Genomic DNA, 14,244 nt, shown 5'->3' with positions numbered 1-14,244 from the left:
GCCGGATCGGGAACAAATTATGGCCTGGAGGCTACCTTGTTAAACTCATTTAAGCTTTCGCTACAATACATTCTGCCGAAACTATGGCTCACTCGCCTGGCGGGTTGGGGTGCGAGCAAACGAGCGGGATGGCTGACCAAACTGGTAATCGATCTGTTCGTGAAATATTACAAGGTCGATATGAAAGAGGCGCAAAAGCCGGATACAGCCAGCTATCGCACCTTTAACGACTTCTTTGTTCGTCCCCTGCGCGACGAAGCTCGTCCAATTAACACCGATCCTAATGTACTGGTCATGCCTGCTGACGGTGTGATTAACCAATTAGGTAACATCGAAGAAGACAAGCTGTTACAGGCCAAAGGGCACAGCTATACGCTTGAAGCGCTGTTGGCCGGCAACTACCAGATGGCGGACAAATTCCGCAACGGTACGTTTGTTACCACGTACTTATCACCACGCGATTACCACCGCGTACATATGCCCTGTAACGGTATCCTGCGCGAAATGATGTACGTGCCGGGTGACCTCTTCTCTGTAAACATCCTGACGGCGCAAAACGTACCGAACCTGTTTGCCCGTAACGAACGCGTTATTTGCCTGTTTGATACCGAGTTTGGCCCGATGGTGCAAATTCTGGTCGGGGCAACTATCGTTGGCAGCATTGAAACCGTCTGGGCTGGTACCATTACCCCGCCGCGTGAAGGCGTAATTAAACGCTGGACCTGGCCGGAAGGCGAAAGCGAAGGGTCAGTGGCACTGCTCAAAGGTCAGGAAATGGGCCGCTTTAAGCTCGGTTCTACTGTCATCAACCTGTTTGCACCGGGCAAAGTTAACCTGGTTGAGCAATTGCAGGACCTTTCAGTCACGAAAATCGGTCAGCCAATGGCCATCTCAACAGAGACTTTCGTGACGCCAGAGGCAGAACCTGCCCCACTGCCGAAAGAAGAGATCGAAGCAGAACACGACGCCAGCCCGCTGGTTGACGACAAAAAAGACGAAACTTAAACATAGGAATCGCTGCTGTGCGCCTGATTATCACTTTTCTGATGGCCTGGTGCCTCAGCCTGGGGGCGTACGCTGCGACGGCCCCCGACGCCAAACAACTCACCCAGGAACTGGAGCAGGCCAAGGCGGCGAAACCCGCTCAGCCAGAAACCGTTGAGGCGCTCCAGTCCGCACTGAATGCCCTTGAGGAGCGTAAAGGCTCTCTTGAGCGCGCTGCGCAATATCAGCAGGTTATTGATAACTTCCCCAAGCTCTCCGCAACGCTACGCGCACAGCTTAGCAATCTGCGTGACGAACCGCGCAACGTACCAAGCGGACTGACAACTGATGCGTTAAACCAGGAGATCCTCCAGGTCAGCAGTCAGTTGCTGGAAAAGAGTCGTCAGGCCCAGCAGGAGCAGGATCGCGCCCGGGAAATCGCCGACTCGTTAAGCCAGCTCCCTCAACAGCAAACCGATGCCCGCCGCCAGCTAAATGAGCTTGAGCGGCGTATTGGTACCGCCAACGCCAATCCCGCGCAGAATCAGGCGATGCAGGCTGAATCAGCCAAACTCAAAGCCCTGGTCGATGAACTGGAGCTGGCGCAGCTTTCCGCCAACAACCGTCAGGAACTGGCGCGTATGCGCTCAGAACTGGCAGAAAAACAGAGCCAGCAGCTCGACGCCTATCTGCAGGCATTACGTAATCAACTCAACAGTCAGCGGCAGCGTGAAGCTGAGCGAGCGCTGGAGAGCACCGAACTGCTGGCGGAAAACAGTGCGGGATTGCCCGAAGGCATTGTTGACCAGTTCAAGGTTAACCGCGAACTGTCCCAGGCCTTAAACCAACAGGCACAGCGAATGGACCTGGTCGCATCGCAACAGCGTCAGGCCACCAGCCAAACGCTGCAGGTGCGTCAGGCGTTGAATACGCTGCGCGAACAGTCCCAGTGGCTTGGGGTCTCGAATATGCTGGGGGAAGCACTACGCGCGCAGGTATCTCGTCTGCCCGAAATGCCCAAACCTCAGCAGTTAGATACCGAAATGGCGCAGCTACGCGTGCATCGTATGCGCTATGAAGATCTACTCAATAAACAGCCGCAACTGCGCCAGATCCATCAGGCCGATGGGCAACCGCTGACCGCGGAACAGAGCAGCATCCTCAACGCCCAGTTGCGCACTCAGCGTGAATTGCTGAACTCACTGTTACAGGGTGGCGATACGCTGATCCTTGAACTGACCAAGCTAAAAGTCTCCAATAGCCAACTGGAAGATGCGCTAAAAGAGGTCAACGAAGCGACGCACCGCTATCTGTTCTGGACGTCTGACGTCAGCCCTATCTCACTCTCCTGGCCTGTTGACATTGTTCAGGATCTGCGGCGTCTGATCTCATTAGATACCTTTAATCAGTTAGGTAAAGCCAGCATCATGATGCTGACCAGCAAGGAAACGCTGCTACCACTGTTCGGTGCGCTGGTGCTGGTTGGATTTAGCCTCTATTCTCGCAAACACTTTACCCGTTTTCTTGAACGCTCGTCCGCGCGAGTGGGTAAAGTGACCCAGGACCACTTCTGGCTGACGATACGCACGGTATTCTGGTCGATACTCGTCGCCTCACCGCTACCGGTGCTGTGGGCCACCCTGGGTTACGGCTTGCAGGAAGCCTGGCCTTATCCGTTGGCTGTCGCTATCGGCGATGGCGTAACCGCCACGGTGCCCATGCTGTGGGCGGTGATGATTTGCGCCACCTTTGCACGCCCTAACGGTCTGTTCATTGCCCACTTTGGCTGGCCGCGTAATCGCGTCGCGAAGGCCATGCACTATTACCTGATGAGTATCGGGCTGATTGTCCCGCTGATCATGGCGGTAATCATGTTTGATAACCTCAATGACCGGGAATTCTCCGCCTCATTGGGACGCTTGTGCTTTATCTTGATTTGCGGCGCGCTGGCGGTCGTGACTCTGAGCCTGAAGCGCGCCGGGATACCGCTGTACCTCGATAAAGAGGGCAACAGCGATAACATGGTCAACAGCATGCTGTGGAATATGTTGATGGGCGCTCCGCTGATTGCCATCCTCGCGGCCGCAGTCGGCTATCTCGCCACATCACAAGCTCTACTGGCACGTCTGGAAACGTCCGTGGCTATCTGGTTCTTGTTACTGGTGGTGTATCACGTTATTCGCCGTTGGATGCTGATCCAGCGCCGCCGCCTGGCGTTCGACCGCGCCAAGCATCGACGCGCCGAAATGCTGGCACAGCGCGCGCGGGGTGAAGAAGAACCGCCGCACTCCACCAGTCTTGAAGGCGCAATTGACGTTGATGAAAGCGAAGTGGATCTCGACGCGATCAGCGCACAATCGCTACGTCTGGTGCGCTCAATCCTGATGCTTATCGCCCTGCTTTCAGTCATTGTACTGTGGTCAGAAATTCATTCCGCATTTGGCTTCCTGGAAAACATCTCGTTGTGGGATGTCACCTCTACGGTGCAAGGCGTGGAAAGCTTAGAGCCGATCACGCTGGGCGCGGTGCTCATCGCGATACTGGTATTTATCATCACCACCCAGTTAGTGCGCAACCTCCCCGCGTTGCTGGAGCTGGCGCTGCTGCAACATCTGGATTTAACCCCCGGCACCGGTTACGCCATTACCACCATTACCAAGTATTTGCTGATGCTGATTGGCGGTCTGGTTGGCTTCTCGATGATCGGCATTGAGTGGTCCAAACTGCAATGGCTGGTGGCTGCTCTCGGTGTTGGTCTGGGCTTTGGTTTGCAGGAAATCTTCGCCAACTTTATTTCCGGCCTGATTATCCTGTTTGAGAAACCGATTCGCATTGGCGACACGGTGACCATTCGCGATCTTACCGGTAGCGTGACGAAGATTAACACTCGCGCCACCACCATCAGCGACTGGGACCGCAAAGAGATCATCGTGCCCAATAAGGCCTTTATCACCGAGCAGTTTATCAACTGGTCGTTGTCAGATTCGGTCACCCGTGTGGTGTTAACTATCCCGGCGCCGTCAGAGGCTAACAGCGAGGAGGTCACGCAGATTTTGCTGACTGCCGCGCAGCGCTGTTCGCTGGTTATCGATAACCCGGCGCCAGAAGTCTTTCTGGTAGATCTGCAGCAGGGGATTCAAATCTTCGAACTGCGTATTTATGCCGCAGAGATGGGACACCGTATGCCGCTGCGTCATGAGATCCACCAGCTGATTCTGGCAGGCTTCCGCGAACACGGTATTGATATGCCATTCCCGCCGTTCCAGATGCGTCTGGAGAGCCTTGGCGGTAAACAAACGGGAAGAACGTTAAGTTCTGCGGGCAGAGGCAACCGCCCGGCGGGGAGTTTGTAAATCGTGTCACAATAAGATGAACGTTGGGTGTGTTGAGCACTACCCAACGTCTTATTTACCAACATAATTGGTATCGTATAACAAAGCGCCATAACCAAAAGAACAGGAGAGCCGCTATAACAGAATATTGCCAGATACTACGTTGCCTTCTCCATACAGTTGCATAGATAAAAGGAATAAACAGAGGTAGAGTTAAAGCTATACCCACAGTTCGAATATCATCATTCTCAATATATTTCATGACATCACAGATATCATTGATTCCCCTGCCATCGATAAACCATTCCTTGTCCTGCGTTGAAAATATAATTATCGATATAATACTTACTATACCCCAGATAAAATTCAACGTAAAAGACTTCCAACTCATTAACCGCCTCGCATAATTTTAAGTATTATATCTTTCTTTTCTATAATTCGACGACCATATTCACTATATTCACGCCCCGGAGAACCGGGCAACTCACTAATTGATTGAACAATATCATCTTTACTTCACATTATTCCACGATTATATCTGGAACCTGCCAATATTATCTGCTCGTCAGTCAAGTACAAAGTATCAGCGTCTGGATTATCATATAAAATAAGATCATGTAAATGGAATGCTACAACCCGAATGTTAAAGCTGTTATCAAGTAAACACTGCGACAGGCGAAATTGCTGAAAATGAGTCAATTTATCAGGGTGGATACCTATAGTTTTGGCTGCAACACCTATCTGGATAGCAATTGAACCGACCGATGTAGCATTAGACGATTCATTACTGTTCTTTCCCAATATTTCTTCAATTATCTGTCTAAATTGCAGAACACCAACACCTTTAAATCTCTCTGGAGTTCCGCCTACTTCAGCAACAGCAACACCTGCAAGGAGTAATTCAGGGATTCTTGCTTCAAAAGCGTATTGTTTTATAATTGCCCTATGGTGAACTAACCAAGCTGTTTTATAATACCAGAGATATGCTTTCCCAGTCATAAAACGCCAATTAGTAGGTAAGGCATACCATCGAAAAAAATCTAACCCATTCCAATGAGGAAAACCATATTCATCGATCTCACAAAAAGGTGGAGAGCTAATCATCATGAAAATTCATCACCAAAGTTAATTTAGCATTGACCCGACAATAGCTATGGTTCTCAATTAGTAATGAGATAGACATCACATGTATAGAAAAAGCAATCAAAAATTATATTTACAAATAGATTCATAGTAGCAATGATTTTCACCATAAGAAATCACTTCCCTGGATGGGATATGTAAACAATCATAAAATATATATGCAAATATCATTCTGATAAAAATCTCGAAATTATTTTATATGAAAAAGCCCGGAGGGTGTTCCATTCGGGCTTTGGGAAAATTCAATATGTACCTTTCCTCAGTCTGTCACCCAGCGAAACTGTTTCGCCATGCGGCGGCTGTAGTTCTGATAAATCGCCATCGCCAGCAGCGAGAAGAAGATCGGGCCGCCGGTCATCCACAATGCGCTGTTCCAGTCCCCGGCTTCAATCACCGGCTGGATGATGGTGAACACGTTGGCAAACGTCACCACCAATACCACCACGCCTGTTGTCAATAACGTCGCCGCTCGCGTTTTAAAAATCACAAACGGTCTTTCCAGATCCGTACGCGCTTTAAAGAATGGGAAAGCCAGTGCGAGGAACAGATACGGCAGCGTCATTGAGACGTTCGCCATCAGGGTCAGTTTGTTATAAAACGCGGAAGCCGTGTCGCCGCCAAACGAAACCAGCAGGATAAACAGGCTCACCAACAGACCCTGCAACCACATTGCCGTCGTCGGCATCCCCACCGCATTCAGCCGGGTCATCGGCGCAGGCCACAATGCCTTCGGCGTTCCCTGAATAATCGCTTTCAGCGGCGAGTAGCTGAGCGTGAAAAAAGCGCCAGTATAGGCGAGGAACATAGAAAGGCCGGTGATACGCGCGAACCATACGCCCAACGCCATCGCGCTTTCTGGGGAAAGGTGCAGCGCATTACCCAACGTCATCCCGAGGCTTTTCATCAGGATATAGGTGATGTTGCCGAGGTTGACCGAGCCATCACTTAATACCTGTTGCCAGTTGGTGCTAACGCCCCATAAAAATATGGCCAGTGAATAACCGACAGAAATGACAATAGCGGCAAAGACGATCCCTTTCGCGAAGTTCTTTTCTGGCTTTTCTGTTTTATCTACCAGTCCACCCACGGCCTCAATTCCGCCGTAAGCAAAAATAGCAAATACAACAAATGACAACATTGCCAGACCGGACTGATATCCCGGATTAGGCGAGGAGATAAAATTAATATCCTGCGCAAAGTGGCCACCCGTTAATAACAAAATAGCGACACTCACTAACAACAAAACTAAATTAAGACACATTACGGCAATTCCACCTACAGCCGTAATACGGGCAATCTTATTAATCCCCCGTGAGGCCACGCAGGTCACCAGAATCATCCAGCCGACGGCGAGCAGACCGACAACCTGCGTAGGCTCAAGCCCCGCAATACGCCAGTGCTGCGTCATGTCTGCGCCAAATAAGAAGGTCGAAAAAGGTACCCAGACTTTTGCCGCCGTGCTTACCATCCATATCACATAGGAAGAAAACCACATAAACGTGCCGATAAACGCATAGCGTGGGCCAACGCTATTATTCATCCACGAATAGATTCCCCCCTCTTCTTTCCGATAGGCAGAACCCATTTCCGCCATCATTAAAGCAAATGGAATAAAAAATAATAATGCGGAAAATATATACCATGGAATCGCGCTATACCCCATTAAATAGAACGCGGAGGGGCTGTTAGCAAAACCAAAAACAGACGTAAATATCATAAGGATGAGACCAATCAGGCTCATCTTTTTTATTGTTTGGGTCATTAAACCATCCCTTACTCTGGCAAGCGTTTAACAAACGCCGCTCACCGATTGGCACTGCTCTCATTGCGGAGTTCAGCGATAAAAAATTAACACAGAATTGATACCTGAAAGATACCAAACATCCAGATGTAAATTGTGGCTATTAGAGGGTAATTGAAAAAATATGCTACAAAGTGGCGGTTTATCCGCCACTTTGTATGGAGAGAGCGTGAATTACGCGCGATCGACGGTAAATGCGATAACCTCAGCCAGGCTTTCCGCGCCCAATGCCAGCATCACCAGACGGTCAACGCCGAGCGCCACGCCAGAGCAATCCGGCATGCCCACTTTTAACGCTTCAAGCAGGTTGGTATCGATAGGTTGCTGTGGCAGGCCGCGTGCGGCACGTTTGCGGTTATCCTGTTCAAACCGTTGCTGCTGCTCGCGCGCGTCGGTCAACTCATGGAAACCATTCGCCAGCTCAATACCTTTGTAATACACCTCGAAACGCTCAGCCACGCGGTGATCTTCGGTACTGATTTGCGCCAATGATGCCTGGCTGGCGGGGAAATGATAAACAAACGTCGGTTTGTCTTTGCCGATATGCGGCTCAACGCCCATCGTGAACAGCAGTTGCAGTAAGGTGTCCCGGTCTTCTTCGGTATCGGCGATGTTGCTGAGATCCAGCTTAGCCGCCACTTCCCGCAGTTGGGTTTTGTCTGCAGACAGTGGATCTATCTCCAGATGACGCTGGAAGGCCTGCTGATAAGAAAGGCTTTCCGCGGGAGAGCAGTCCAGCACCTGCTGGAGCAAATCATCCACTTCATTCATCAGGCGATACATATCGTAGTGGGGACGATACCACTCGAGCATGGTGAACTCAGGGTTATGATGACGCCCCATCTCTTCATTACGAAAGCTGCGACACAGTTGATATACCGGGCCACATCCTGCCACCAGCAGGCGCTTCATATGATATTCCGGACTGGTCATTAAATAGAGATTCATTCCCTGGGAATGTCCAGGGCCGACGAAACGTGTTTCGAACGGGAACAGATGGATGTCCGTTACCGTTGCCTGACTCATACAAGGGGTCTCAACCTCAAGCACGCCACGATCGGCAAAAAAGCGGCGAATCTCCGCTATAATTGCTGCACGTTTTAACAGATTGGGGATGGACGCGCTCGGCTGCCAGGTTGCCGTTTCGCTCATGGTTGTTTCTCCGATTTAAGACAAGGGCACGAAGTCTACTCGTATCGCGCTAACGAGACAAATTTCACGCGGTAGTAATCAGCACAGGCAATCGGGTAAAAAAAGCGACATGGGGTGGTTTAGTAATTAAATTAATCAAATTCAATGATAATTCCCCCCTTTGACACGCTAAAAAAATCGAACACGTCAAATTTCCCGCACATCCCTAAGACTATACTATTGTACCTATAAAGGAGCAGTGGAAACGCGTTCATAACCTGTTTGAAGCCGATGAAGCATCTGAGTTCAGGCGGGGATGAAATAACAACAATCTGGAGGAATGTCGTGCAAACCTTTCAAGCCGATCTTGCCATTATAGGCGCCGGTGGCGCGGGATTACGTGCTGCAATTGCTGCCGCACAAGCAAATCCCAACGCTAAAATCGCACTGATCTCAAAAGTGTACCCAATGCGCAGCCATACCGTTGCTGCCGAAGGCGGCTCTGCTGCTGTCGCGCAGGATCATGACAGCTTTGACTACCATTTTCACGATACGGTAGCAGGCGGAGACTGGCTGTGTGAGCAGGATGTCGTGGATTACTTTGTCCACCACTGCCCAACTGAAATGACGCAACTGGAACAATGGGGCTGCCCATGGAGCCGTCGTGAAGACGGTAGCGTCAACGTACGTCGCTTCGGCGGCATGAAAATCGAGCGTACCTGGTTTGCCGCGGATAAAACCGGCTTCCACATGCTGCATACGCTGTTCCAAACGTCTTTACAGTTCCCACAGATTCAACGCTTTGACGAACACTTCGTTCTGGATATCCTGGTTGACGACGGTCATGCTCGCGGCGTCGTCGCGATGAACATGATGGAAGGCACGCTGGTGCAGATCCGTGCTAACGCAGTGGTAATGGCAACGGGCGGCGCAGGTCGCGTTTACCGTTACAACACCAACGGCGGCATCGTAACCGGCGACGGTATGGGCATGGCGCTGAGCCACGGCGTTCCGCTGCGTGATATGGAATTCGTTCAGTATCACCCGACGGGTCTGCCAGGCTCCGGTATCCTGATGACTGAAGGCTGCCGTGGTGAAGGCGGTATTCTGGTCAACAAAAATGGCTACCGTTATCTGCAAGACTACGGCATGGGTCCGGAAACCCCACTGGGCGAGCCGAAAAACAAATATATGGAACTCGGTCCGCGCGACAAAGTTTCTCAGGCTTTCTGGCACGAATGGCGCAAAGGCAACACCATTTCCACTCCGCGTGGCGATGTGGTTCACCTCGACCTGCGTCACCTCGGCGAGAAAAAACTGCTCGAACGTTTACCGTTCATTTGCGAGCTGGCGAAAGCCTACGTGGGTGTCGATCCGGTTAAAGAGCCGATCCCGGTACGTCCGACCGCACACTACACCATGGGCGGTATCGAAACCGATCAGCACTGTGAAACCCGCATTAAAGGTCTGTTCGCTGTCGGCGAATGTTCCTCTGTTGGTCTGCATGGCGCTAACCGTCTGGGCTCTAACTCCCTGGCGGAACTCGTAGTCTTCGGTCGTATGGCCGGCGAGCAGGCTGCGGAACGTGCTGCAACGGCTGGCGCTGCAAACAGTGCCGCGCTTGATGCACAGGTTGCCGGTATTGAAAAACGTCTGAAAGATCTGGTTAACCAGGAAGGTAACGAAAACTGGTCTAAGATCCGTGACGAAATGGGGATCTCCATGGAAGAAGGTTGCGGTATCTACCGTACGCCGGAACTCATGCAGAAAACCGTTGATAAGCTGGCTGAGCTGCAGGAGCGCTTCAAGCGCGTGCGTATCACTGATACCTCCAGCGTCTTCAACACCGACCTGCTGTACACCATCGAACTGGGTCACGGTCTGAACGTTGCTGAATGTATGGCGCACTCCGCTCTGGCGCGTAAAGAATCCCGCGGCGCGCATCAGCGTCTGGATGAAGGCTGCACCGAGCGTGACGACGTGAACTTCCTCAAACACACCCTCGCCTTCCGCGATGCTGACGGCACGACTCGCCTGGAATACAGCGACGTGAAAATCACCACTCTGCCACCGGCTAAACGTGTTTACGGTGGCGAAGCGGAAGCAGCCGATAAGAAGGAGAAGGCGAATGGCTGAGATGAAAAACCTGAAAGTTGAGGTGGTGCGCTATAACCCGGAAACCGATACCGCGCCACACAGTGCTTTCTACGAAGTTCCTTACGATGAAACCACGTCTCTGCTCGATGCGTTGGGATACATCAAGGATAACCTGGCGCCGGACCTGAGCTATCGCTGGTCCTGCCGTATGGCAATCTGCGGCTCCTGCGGCATGATGGTCAACAACGTGCCGAAGCTGGCGTGCAAAACCTTCCTGCGTGATTACACCAACGGTATGAAGGTTGAAGCGCTGGGCAACTTCCCGATTGAGCGCGATCTGGTCGTCGACATGACGCACTTTATCGAAAGCCTGGAAGCGATCAAACCTTACATCATCGGTAACCCGCGTACACCGGATCAGGGTCCAAACACCCAGACTCCGGCGCAGATGGCGAAGTATCATCAGTTCTCCGGTTGCATCAACTGTGGTCTGTGCTATGCCGCGTGCCCGCAGTTCGGCCTGAACCCTGAGTTCATTGGACCGGCTGCGATTACGCTGGCGCATCGTTACAACGAAGATAGCCGCGACCACGGTAAGAAAGAGCGTATGGCTCAATTGAACAGCCCGAACGGCGTCTGGAGTTGTACTTTCGTGGGCTACTGCTCCGAAGTCTGCCCGAAACACGTCGATCCGGCTGCGGCCATTCAGCAGGGTAAAGTTGAAAGTTCAAAAGACTTTCTTATCGCAACCCTGAAACCACGCTAAGGAGTGCAACATGACGACTAAACGCAACGCCTATGTGCGGCCAATGACGTCCACCTGGTGGAAAAAACTGCCGTTTTATCGCTTTTACATGCTGCGTGAAGGCACAGCCGTTCCGGCTGTCTGGTTCAGTATTGAACTGATCTTCGGCCTGTTTGCGCTTAAGCACGGTGTGGAATCCTGGGCTGGCTTTGTCGGGTTCCTGCAGAACCCGGTGGTGGTGATCCTTAACATCATCGCCCTGGCAGCCGCGCTGCTGCATACCAAGACCTGGTTTGAGCTGGCGCCGAAAGCGGCCAACATCATCGTAAAAGACGAAAAAATGGGGCCAGAGCCAATCATCAAAGGGCTTTGGGCGGTTACTGTGGTTGCGACAGTAGTAATACTGTTTGTTGCCCTGTTCTGGTAAGGAGTCCGGAATGATTAATCCAAATCCAAAACGCTCTGACGAACCCGTATTCTGGGGCCTGTTTGGTGCAGGCGGTATGTGGAGCGCAATCATTGCGCCGGTAATGATCCTGCTGGTAGGCATTATGCTGCCGCTGGGCTTTGTTCCTGATGCCTTCAGCTATGAACGCGTCCTGGCATTCGCGCAGAGCTTTATCGGTCGCGCATTCCTGTTCCTGATGATTGTCCTGCCGCTGTGGTGCGGTTTACACCGTATGCACCACGCGATGCATGACCTGAAAATCCACGTGCCTGCTGGCAAATGGGTATTCTATGGACTGGCAGCTATCCTGACCGTTGTAACGGCCATTGGTATCCTGACCATCTAATCGCATGCGTTAACTATCAGGCCCGCCATTGGCGGGGCTTTTTTTTTTTGCAGAGCACCAGCCAGCCAACGGGAAAACTCACGCATTGCAGATGTCTCAGGTCGGGATTGCAAACGCGTTATCCAATAGCTCCCCAGATCAATCTGCGTTAGAAACGGCTGAACGACACGTTCACTACCAAGCAAATGTGTGAACATTCTTACCGGGGCAATCGCCACTCCGATCCCTGCCTGCGCGGCCTCCAGCATTGTGACGGAAGAATCAAACACCACCACGTTGTGCGTCGGTGACGGAGGCGCTTCTCCGGCGGCCTGCATCCAAAGCGTCCATTCATCTCGCCGATAAGATCGTAATAGCGGGAATTTCAGGAGGTCTGCAGGTACCTTGATCTGTGCGGCTAATTCTGGCGAGCAAAGCGGGGACATCAGCGCGCTACACAAATATTGTGCGTCGGTATCATGCCAGGCTCCTCCCCCGTAACGAATGGTATAGTCCAGTCCCTCAGCGGCGGGATCCACGCGGTTATTGTGGGTGGAAATATGCAAATCAATATGCGGATAGTTACGCTTAAAGTCGCTGAGTAGAGGAAAAAGACAACCGATCGCAAAGGTCCCCACTACCCCGATTTTAAGTTTTTCCTGGGTTTGTTTAGTGGCAAAACGATCTAGCATCCCCGCCATACGATCGAAAGAATCATTAAGTACAGGTAACAGACTTTCCCCTTCCGTCGTCAGCATCAACCCACGAGAGCCGCGCACAAAAAGCTGACAATTTAGCTGCTGTTCCAGCGCTTTGACATGCTGGCTGATGGCAGAGTGCGTTACGTTGAGCTCAATTGCAGCGCGGGTAAAGCTAAGGTGTCTGGCCGCGGCTTCAAAAGCCCGCAGCGAGTTAAGAGGGATATAGCTACGCGTCATCATCTGGCCTGTTAGAAAAACTTATATCTGCTGCTAAATTTAACCGTTTGTCAACACACTGCAAATCAAACAAACTGATTGCGTCTGACGGGCCCGGACACCCTTTTGCTTTTTATTACGGAACTGATTTCATGATGAAAAAATCGTTATGCTGCGCGTTGCTGCTGACAGCCTCTGTCTCAACGTTTGCCGCCGAAAAAACAGAACAACAGATTGCCGATATCGTAAACCGCACCATCACACCGCTGATGCAAGAACAGGCTATTCCGGGTATGGCCGTGGCAATTATTTACCAGGGAAAACCTTATTACTTTACCTGGGGTAAAGCCGATATCGCCAAAAACCGTCCTGTCACCCAGCAAACGCTGTTTGAACTAGGCTCAGTCAGTAAGACGTTCAACGGTGTGCTGGGCGGCGATGCTATCGCCCGTGGTGAAATTAAGCTCAGCGATCCGGTCACCCAATACTGGCCCGAATTAACTGGCAAACAATGGCAGGGTATCAGCCTGCTGCACCTGGCCACCTATACGGCGGGTGGTCTGCCGCTTCAGGTACCTGACGATGTTACAGATAAAGCGGCATTACTGCGCTTTTATCAAAACTGGCAGCCGCAATGGGCCGCGGGTGCTAAACGTCTCTATGCTAACTCCAGTATTGGTCTGTTTGGCGCATTGGCGGTGAAACCTTCAGGAATGCGCTATGAAGAGGCGATGACCAAACGCGTCCTGCAACCATTAAAACTGACGCATACCTGGATTACGGTTCCGCAGAGCGAACAAAAGGATTATGCCTGGGGCTATCGCGAAGGAAGGCCCGTGCATGTATCTCCGGGGCAGCTTGATGCCGAAGCCTATGGGGTAAAATCCAGTCTTGTCGATATGACCCGCTGGGTTCAGGCCAACATGGACGCCAGCCAGGTACAAGAGAAAACGCTCCGACAGGGAATTGAAATCGCGCAGGCTCGTTACTGGCGTATTGGCGATATGTACCAGGGATTAGGCTGGGAGATGCTGAACTGGCCGGTGAATGCCGACTCGATAATCAACGGTAGCGACAGTAAAGTCGCGTTAGCGGCGCTTCCCGCCGTTGAGGTCAATCCGCCAGCCCCGGCCGTGAAGGCCTCATGGGTGCATAAAACCGGCTCCACTGGCGGATTTGGCAGCTACGTTGCTTTCGTTCCAGAAAAAAATCTTGGCATCGTGATGCTGGCAAACAAAAGCTATCCAAATCCTGCTCGCGTCGATGCAGCCTGGCGCATTCTTGAAAAATTACAGTAACTGACGACGAGGTCCGCTATAGC

General features: G+C 51.6%; 11 protein-coding genes and 1 pseudogene. 7 read left to right on the top strand and 5 right to left on the bottom strand.

Annotated features, from left to right (window positions below):
- Positions 1-36: 36 nt before the first annotated feature.
- On the top strand, positions 37-1,005 hold the full coding sequence (gene asd / locus FDW92_RS03780; RefSeq protein WP_061382723.1) for an archaetidylserine decarboxylase: 969 nt from the start codon (positions 37-39) through the stop codon (positions 1,003-1,005).
- A 17-nt stretch (positions 1,006-1,022) separates the two neighbouring features.
- Positions 1,023-4,337 (top strand): miniconductance mechanosensitive channel MscM, encoded by a 3,315-nt coding sequence (gene mscM / locus FDW92_RS03775; RefSeq protein WP_042312827.1) that lies wholly within the window; start codon positions 1,023-1,025, stop codon positions 4,335-4,337.
- A 55-nt stretch (positions 4,338-4,392) separates the two neighbouring features.
- Here the strand turns inward: mscM and FDW92_RS03770 are convergent, their stop codons facing one another.
- From FDW92_RS03770 to epmA, 4 genes and pseudogenes are all read right to left on the bottom strand, one after another.
- A complete protein-coding gene (locus FDW92_RS03770; RefSeq protein WP_042312829.1) occupies positions 4,393-4,707 on the bottom strand; it encodes a YjeO family protein in 315 nt (104 codons plus the stop codon).
- A pseudogene (locus tag FDW92_RS03765) lies at positions 4,707-5,423 on the bottom strand (hypothetical protein). Before FDW92_RS03765 ends, FDW92_RS03770 begins: the two are co-directional and overlap by 1 nt.
- 295 nt (positions 5,424-5,718) lie before the next feature.
- Complete coding sequence (gene yjeM, locus FDW92_RS03760) at positions 5,719-7,221, bottom strand: glutamate/gamma-aminobutyrate family transporter YjeM (protein ID WP_137400546.1); 1,503 nt, start codon at positions 7,219-7,221, stop codon at positions 5,719-5,721.
- 213 nt (positions 7,222-7,434) lie between these two features.
- Positions 7,435-8,412, bottom strand: a complete 978-nt coding sequence (gene epmA, locus FDW92_RS03755) for an elongation factor P--(R)-beta-lysine ligase (RefSeq protein ID WP_003830517.1) — start codon at positions 8,410-8,412, stop codon at positions 7,435-7,437.
- A gap of 324 nt (positions 8,413-8,736) precedes the next feature.
- Between epmA and frdA the strand changes: the two genes are divergently transcribed.
- Genes frdA through frdD form a run of 4 tightly spaced genes read left to right on the top strand, consistent with a single transcriptional unit; the run spans position 8,737 to position 12,027 of the window.
- Positions 8,737-10,527, top strand: a complete 1,791-nt coding sequence (gene frdA / locus FDW92_RS03750) for a fumarate reductase (quinol) flavoprotein subunit (RefSeq protein WP_038636496.1) — start codon at positions 8,737-8,739, stop codon at positions 10,525-10,527.
- Entirely contained in the window at positions 10,520-11,254 is a 735-nt protein-coding gene (gene frdB / locus FDW92_RS03745) for a fumarate reductase iron-sulfur protein (protein WP_006686291.1), read from the top strand. Before frdA ends, frdB begins: the two co-directional genes overlap by 8 nt.
- 10 nt (positions 11,255-11,264) lie before the next feature.
- On the top strand, positions 11,265-11,660 hold the full coding sequence (frdC, locus tag FDW92_RS03740; RefSeq protein ID WP_006686290.1) for a fumarate reductase subunit FrdC: 396 nt from the start codon (positions 11,265-11,267) through the stop codon (positions 11,658-11,660).
- A gap of 10 nt (positions 11,661-11,670) precedes the next feature.
- On the top strand, positions 11,671-12,027 hold the full coding sequence (gene frdD / locus FDW92_RS03735; protein WP_003025535.1) for a fumarate reductase subunit FrdD: 357 nt from the start codon (positions 11,671-11,673) through the stop codon (positions 12,025-12,027).
- Here frdD and ampR read toward each other — a convergent pair.
- Entirely contained in the window at positions 12,024-12,944 is a 921-nt protein-coding gene (ampR, locus tag FDW92_RS03730; protein WP_137400545.1) for a LysR family transcriptional regulator AmpR, read from the bottom strand. The genes frdD and ampR overlap by 4 nt on opposite strands.
- A 131-nt stretch (positions 12,945-13,075) precedes the next feature.
- On the opposite strand from ampR, the gene blaCMY reads away from it, so the two are divergent.
- Positions 13,076-14,221: a CMY-2 family class C beta-lactamase gene (gene blaCMY, locus FDW92_RS03725; RefSeq protein ID WP_042312838.1), complete on the top strand. Its 1,146-nt coding sequence runs from the start codon at positions 13,076-13,078 to the stop codon at positions 14,219-14,221.
- Positions 14,222-14,244 lie beyond the last annotated feature (23 nt).

Source organism: Citrobacter sp. wls706, assembly GCF_005281305.1.
GTDB lineage: Bacteria > Pseudomonadota > Gammaproteobacteria > Enterobacterales > Enterobacteriaceae > Citrobacter > Citrobacter werkmanii.
Note: the sequence above shows the minus strand (reverse complement) of the source record. Positions and strands in the feature narration are given on the sequence as shown.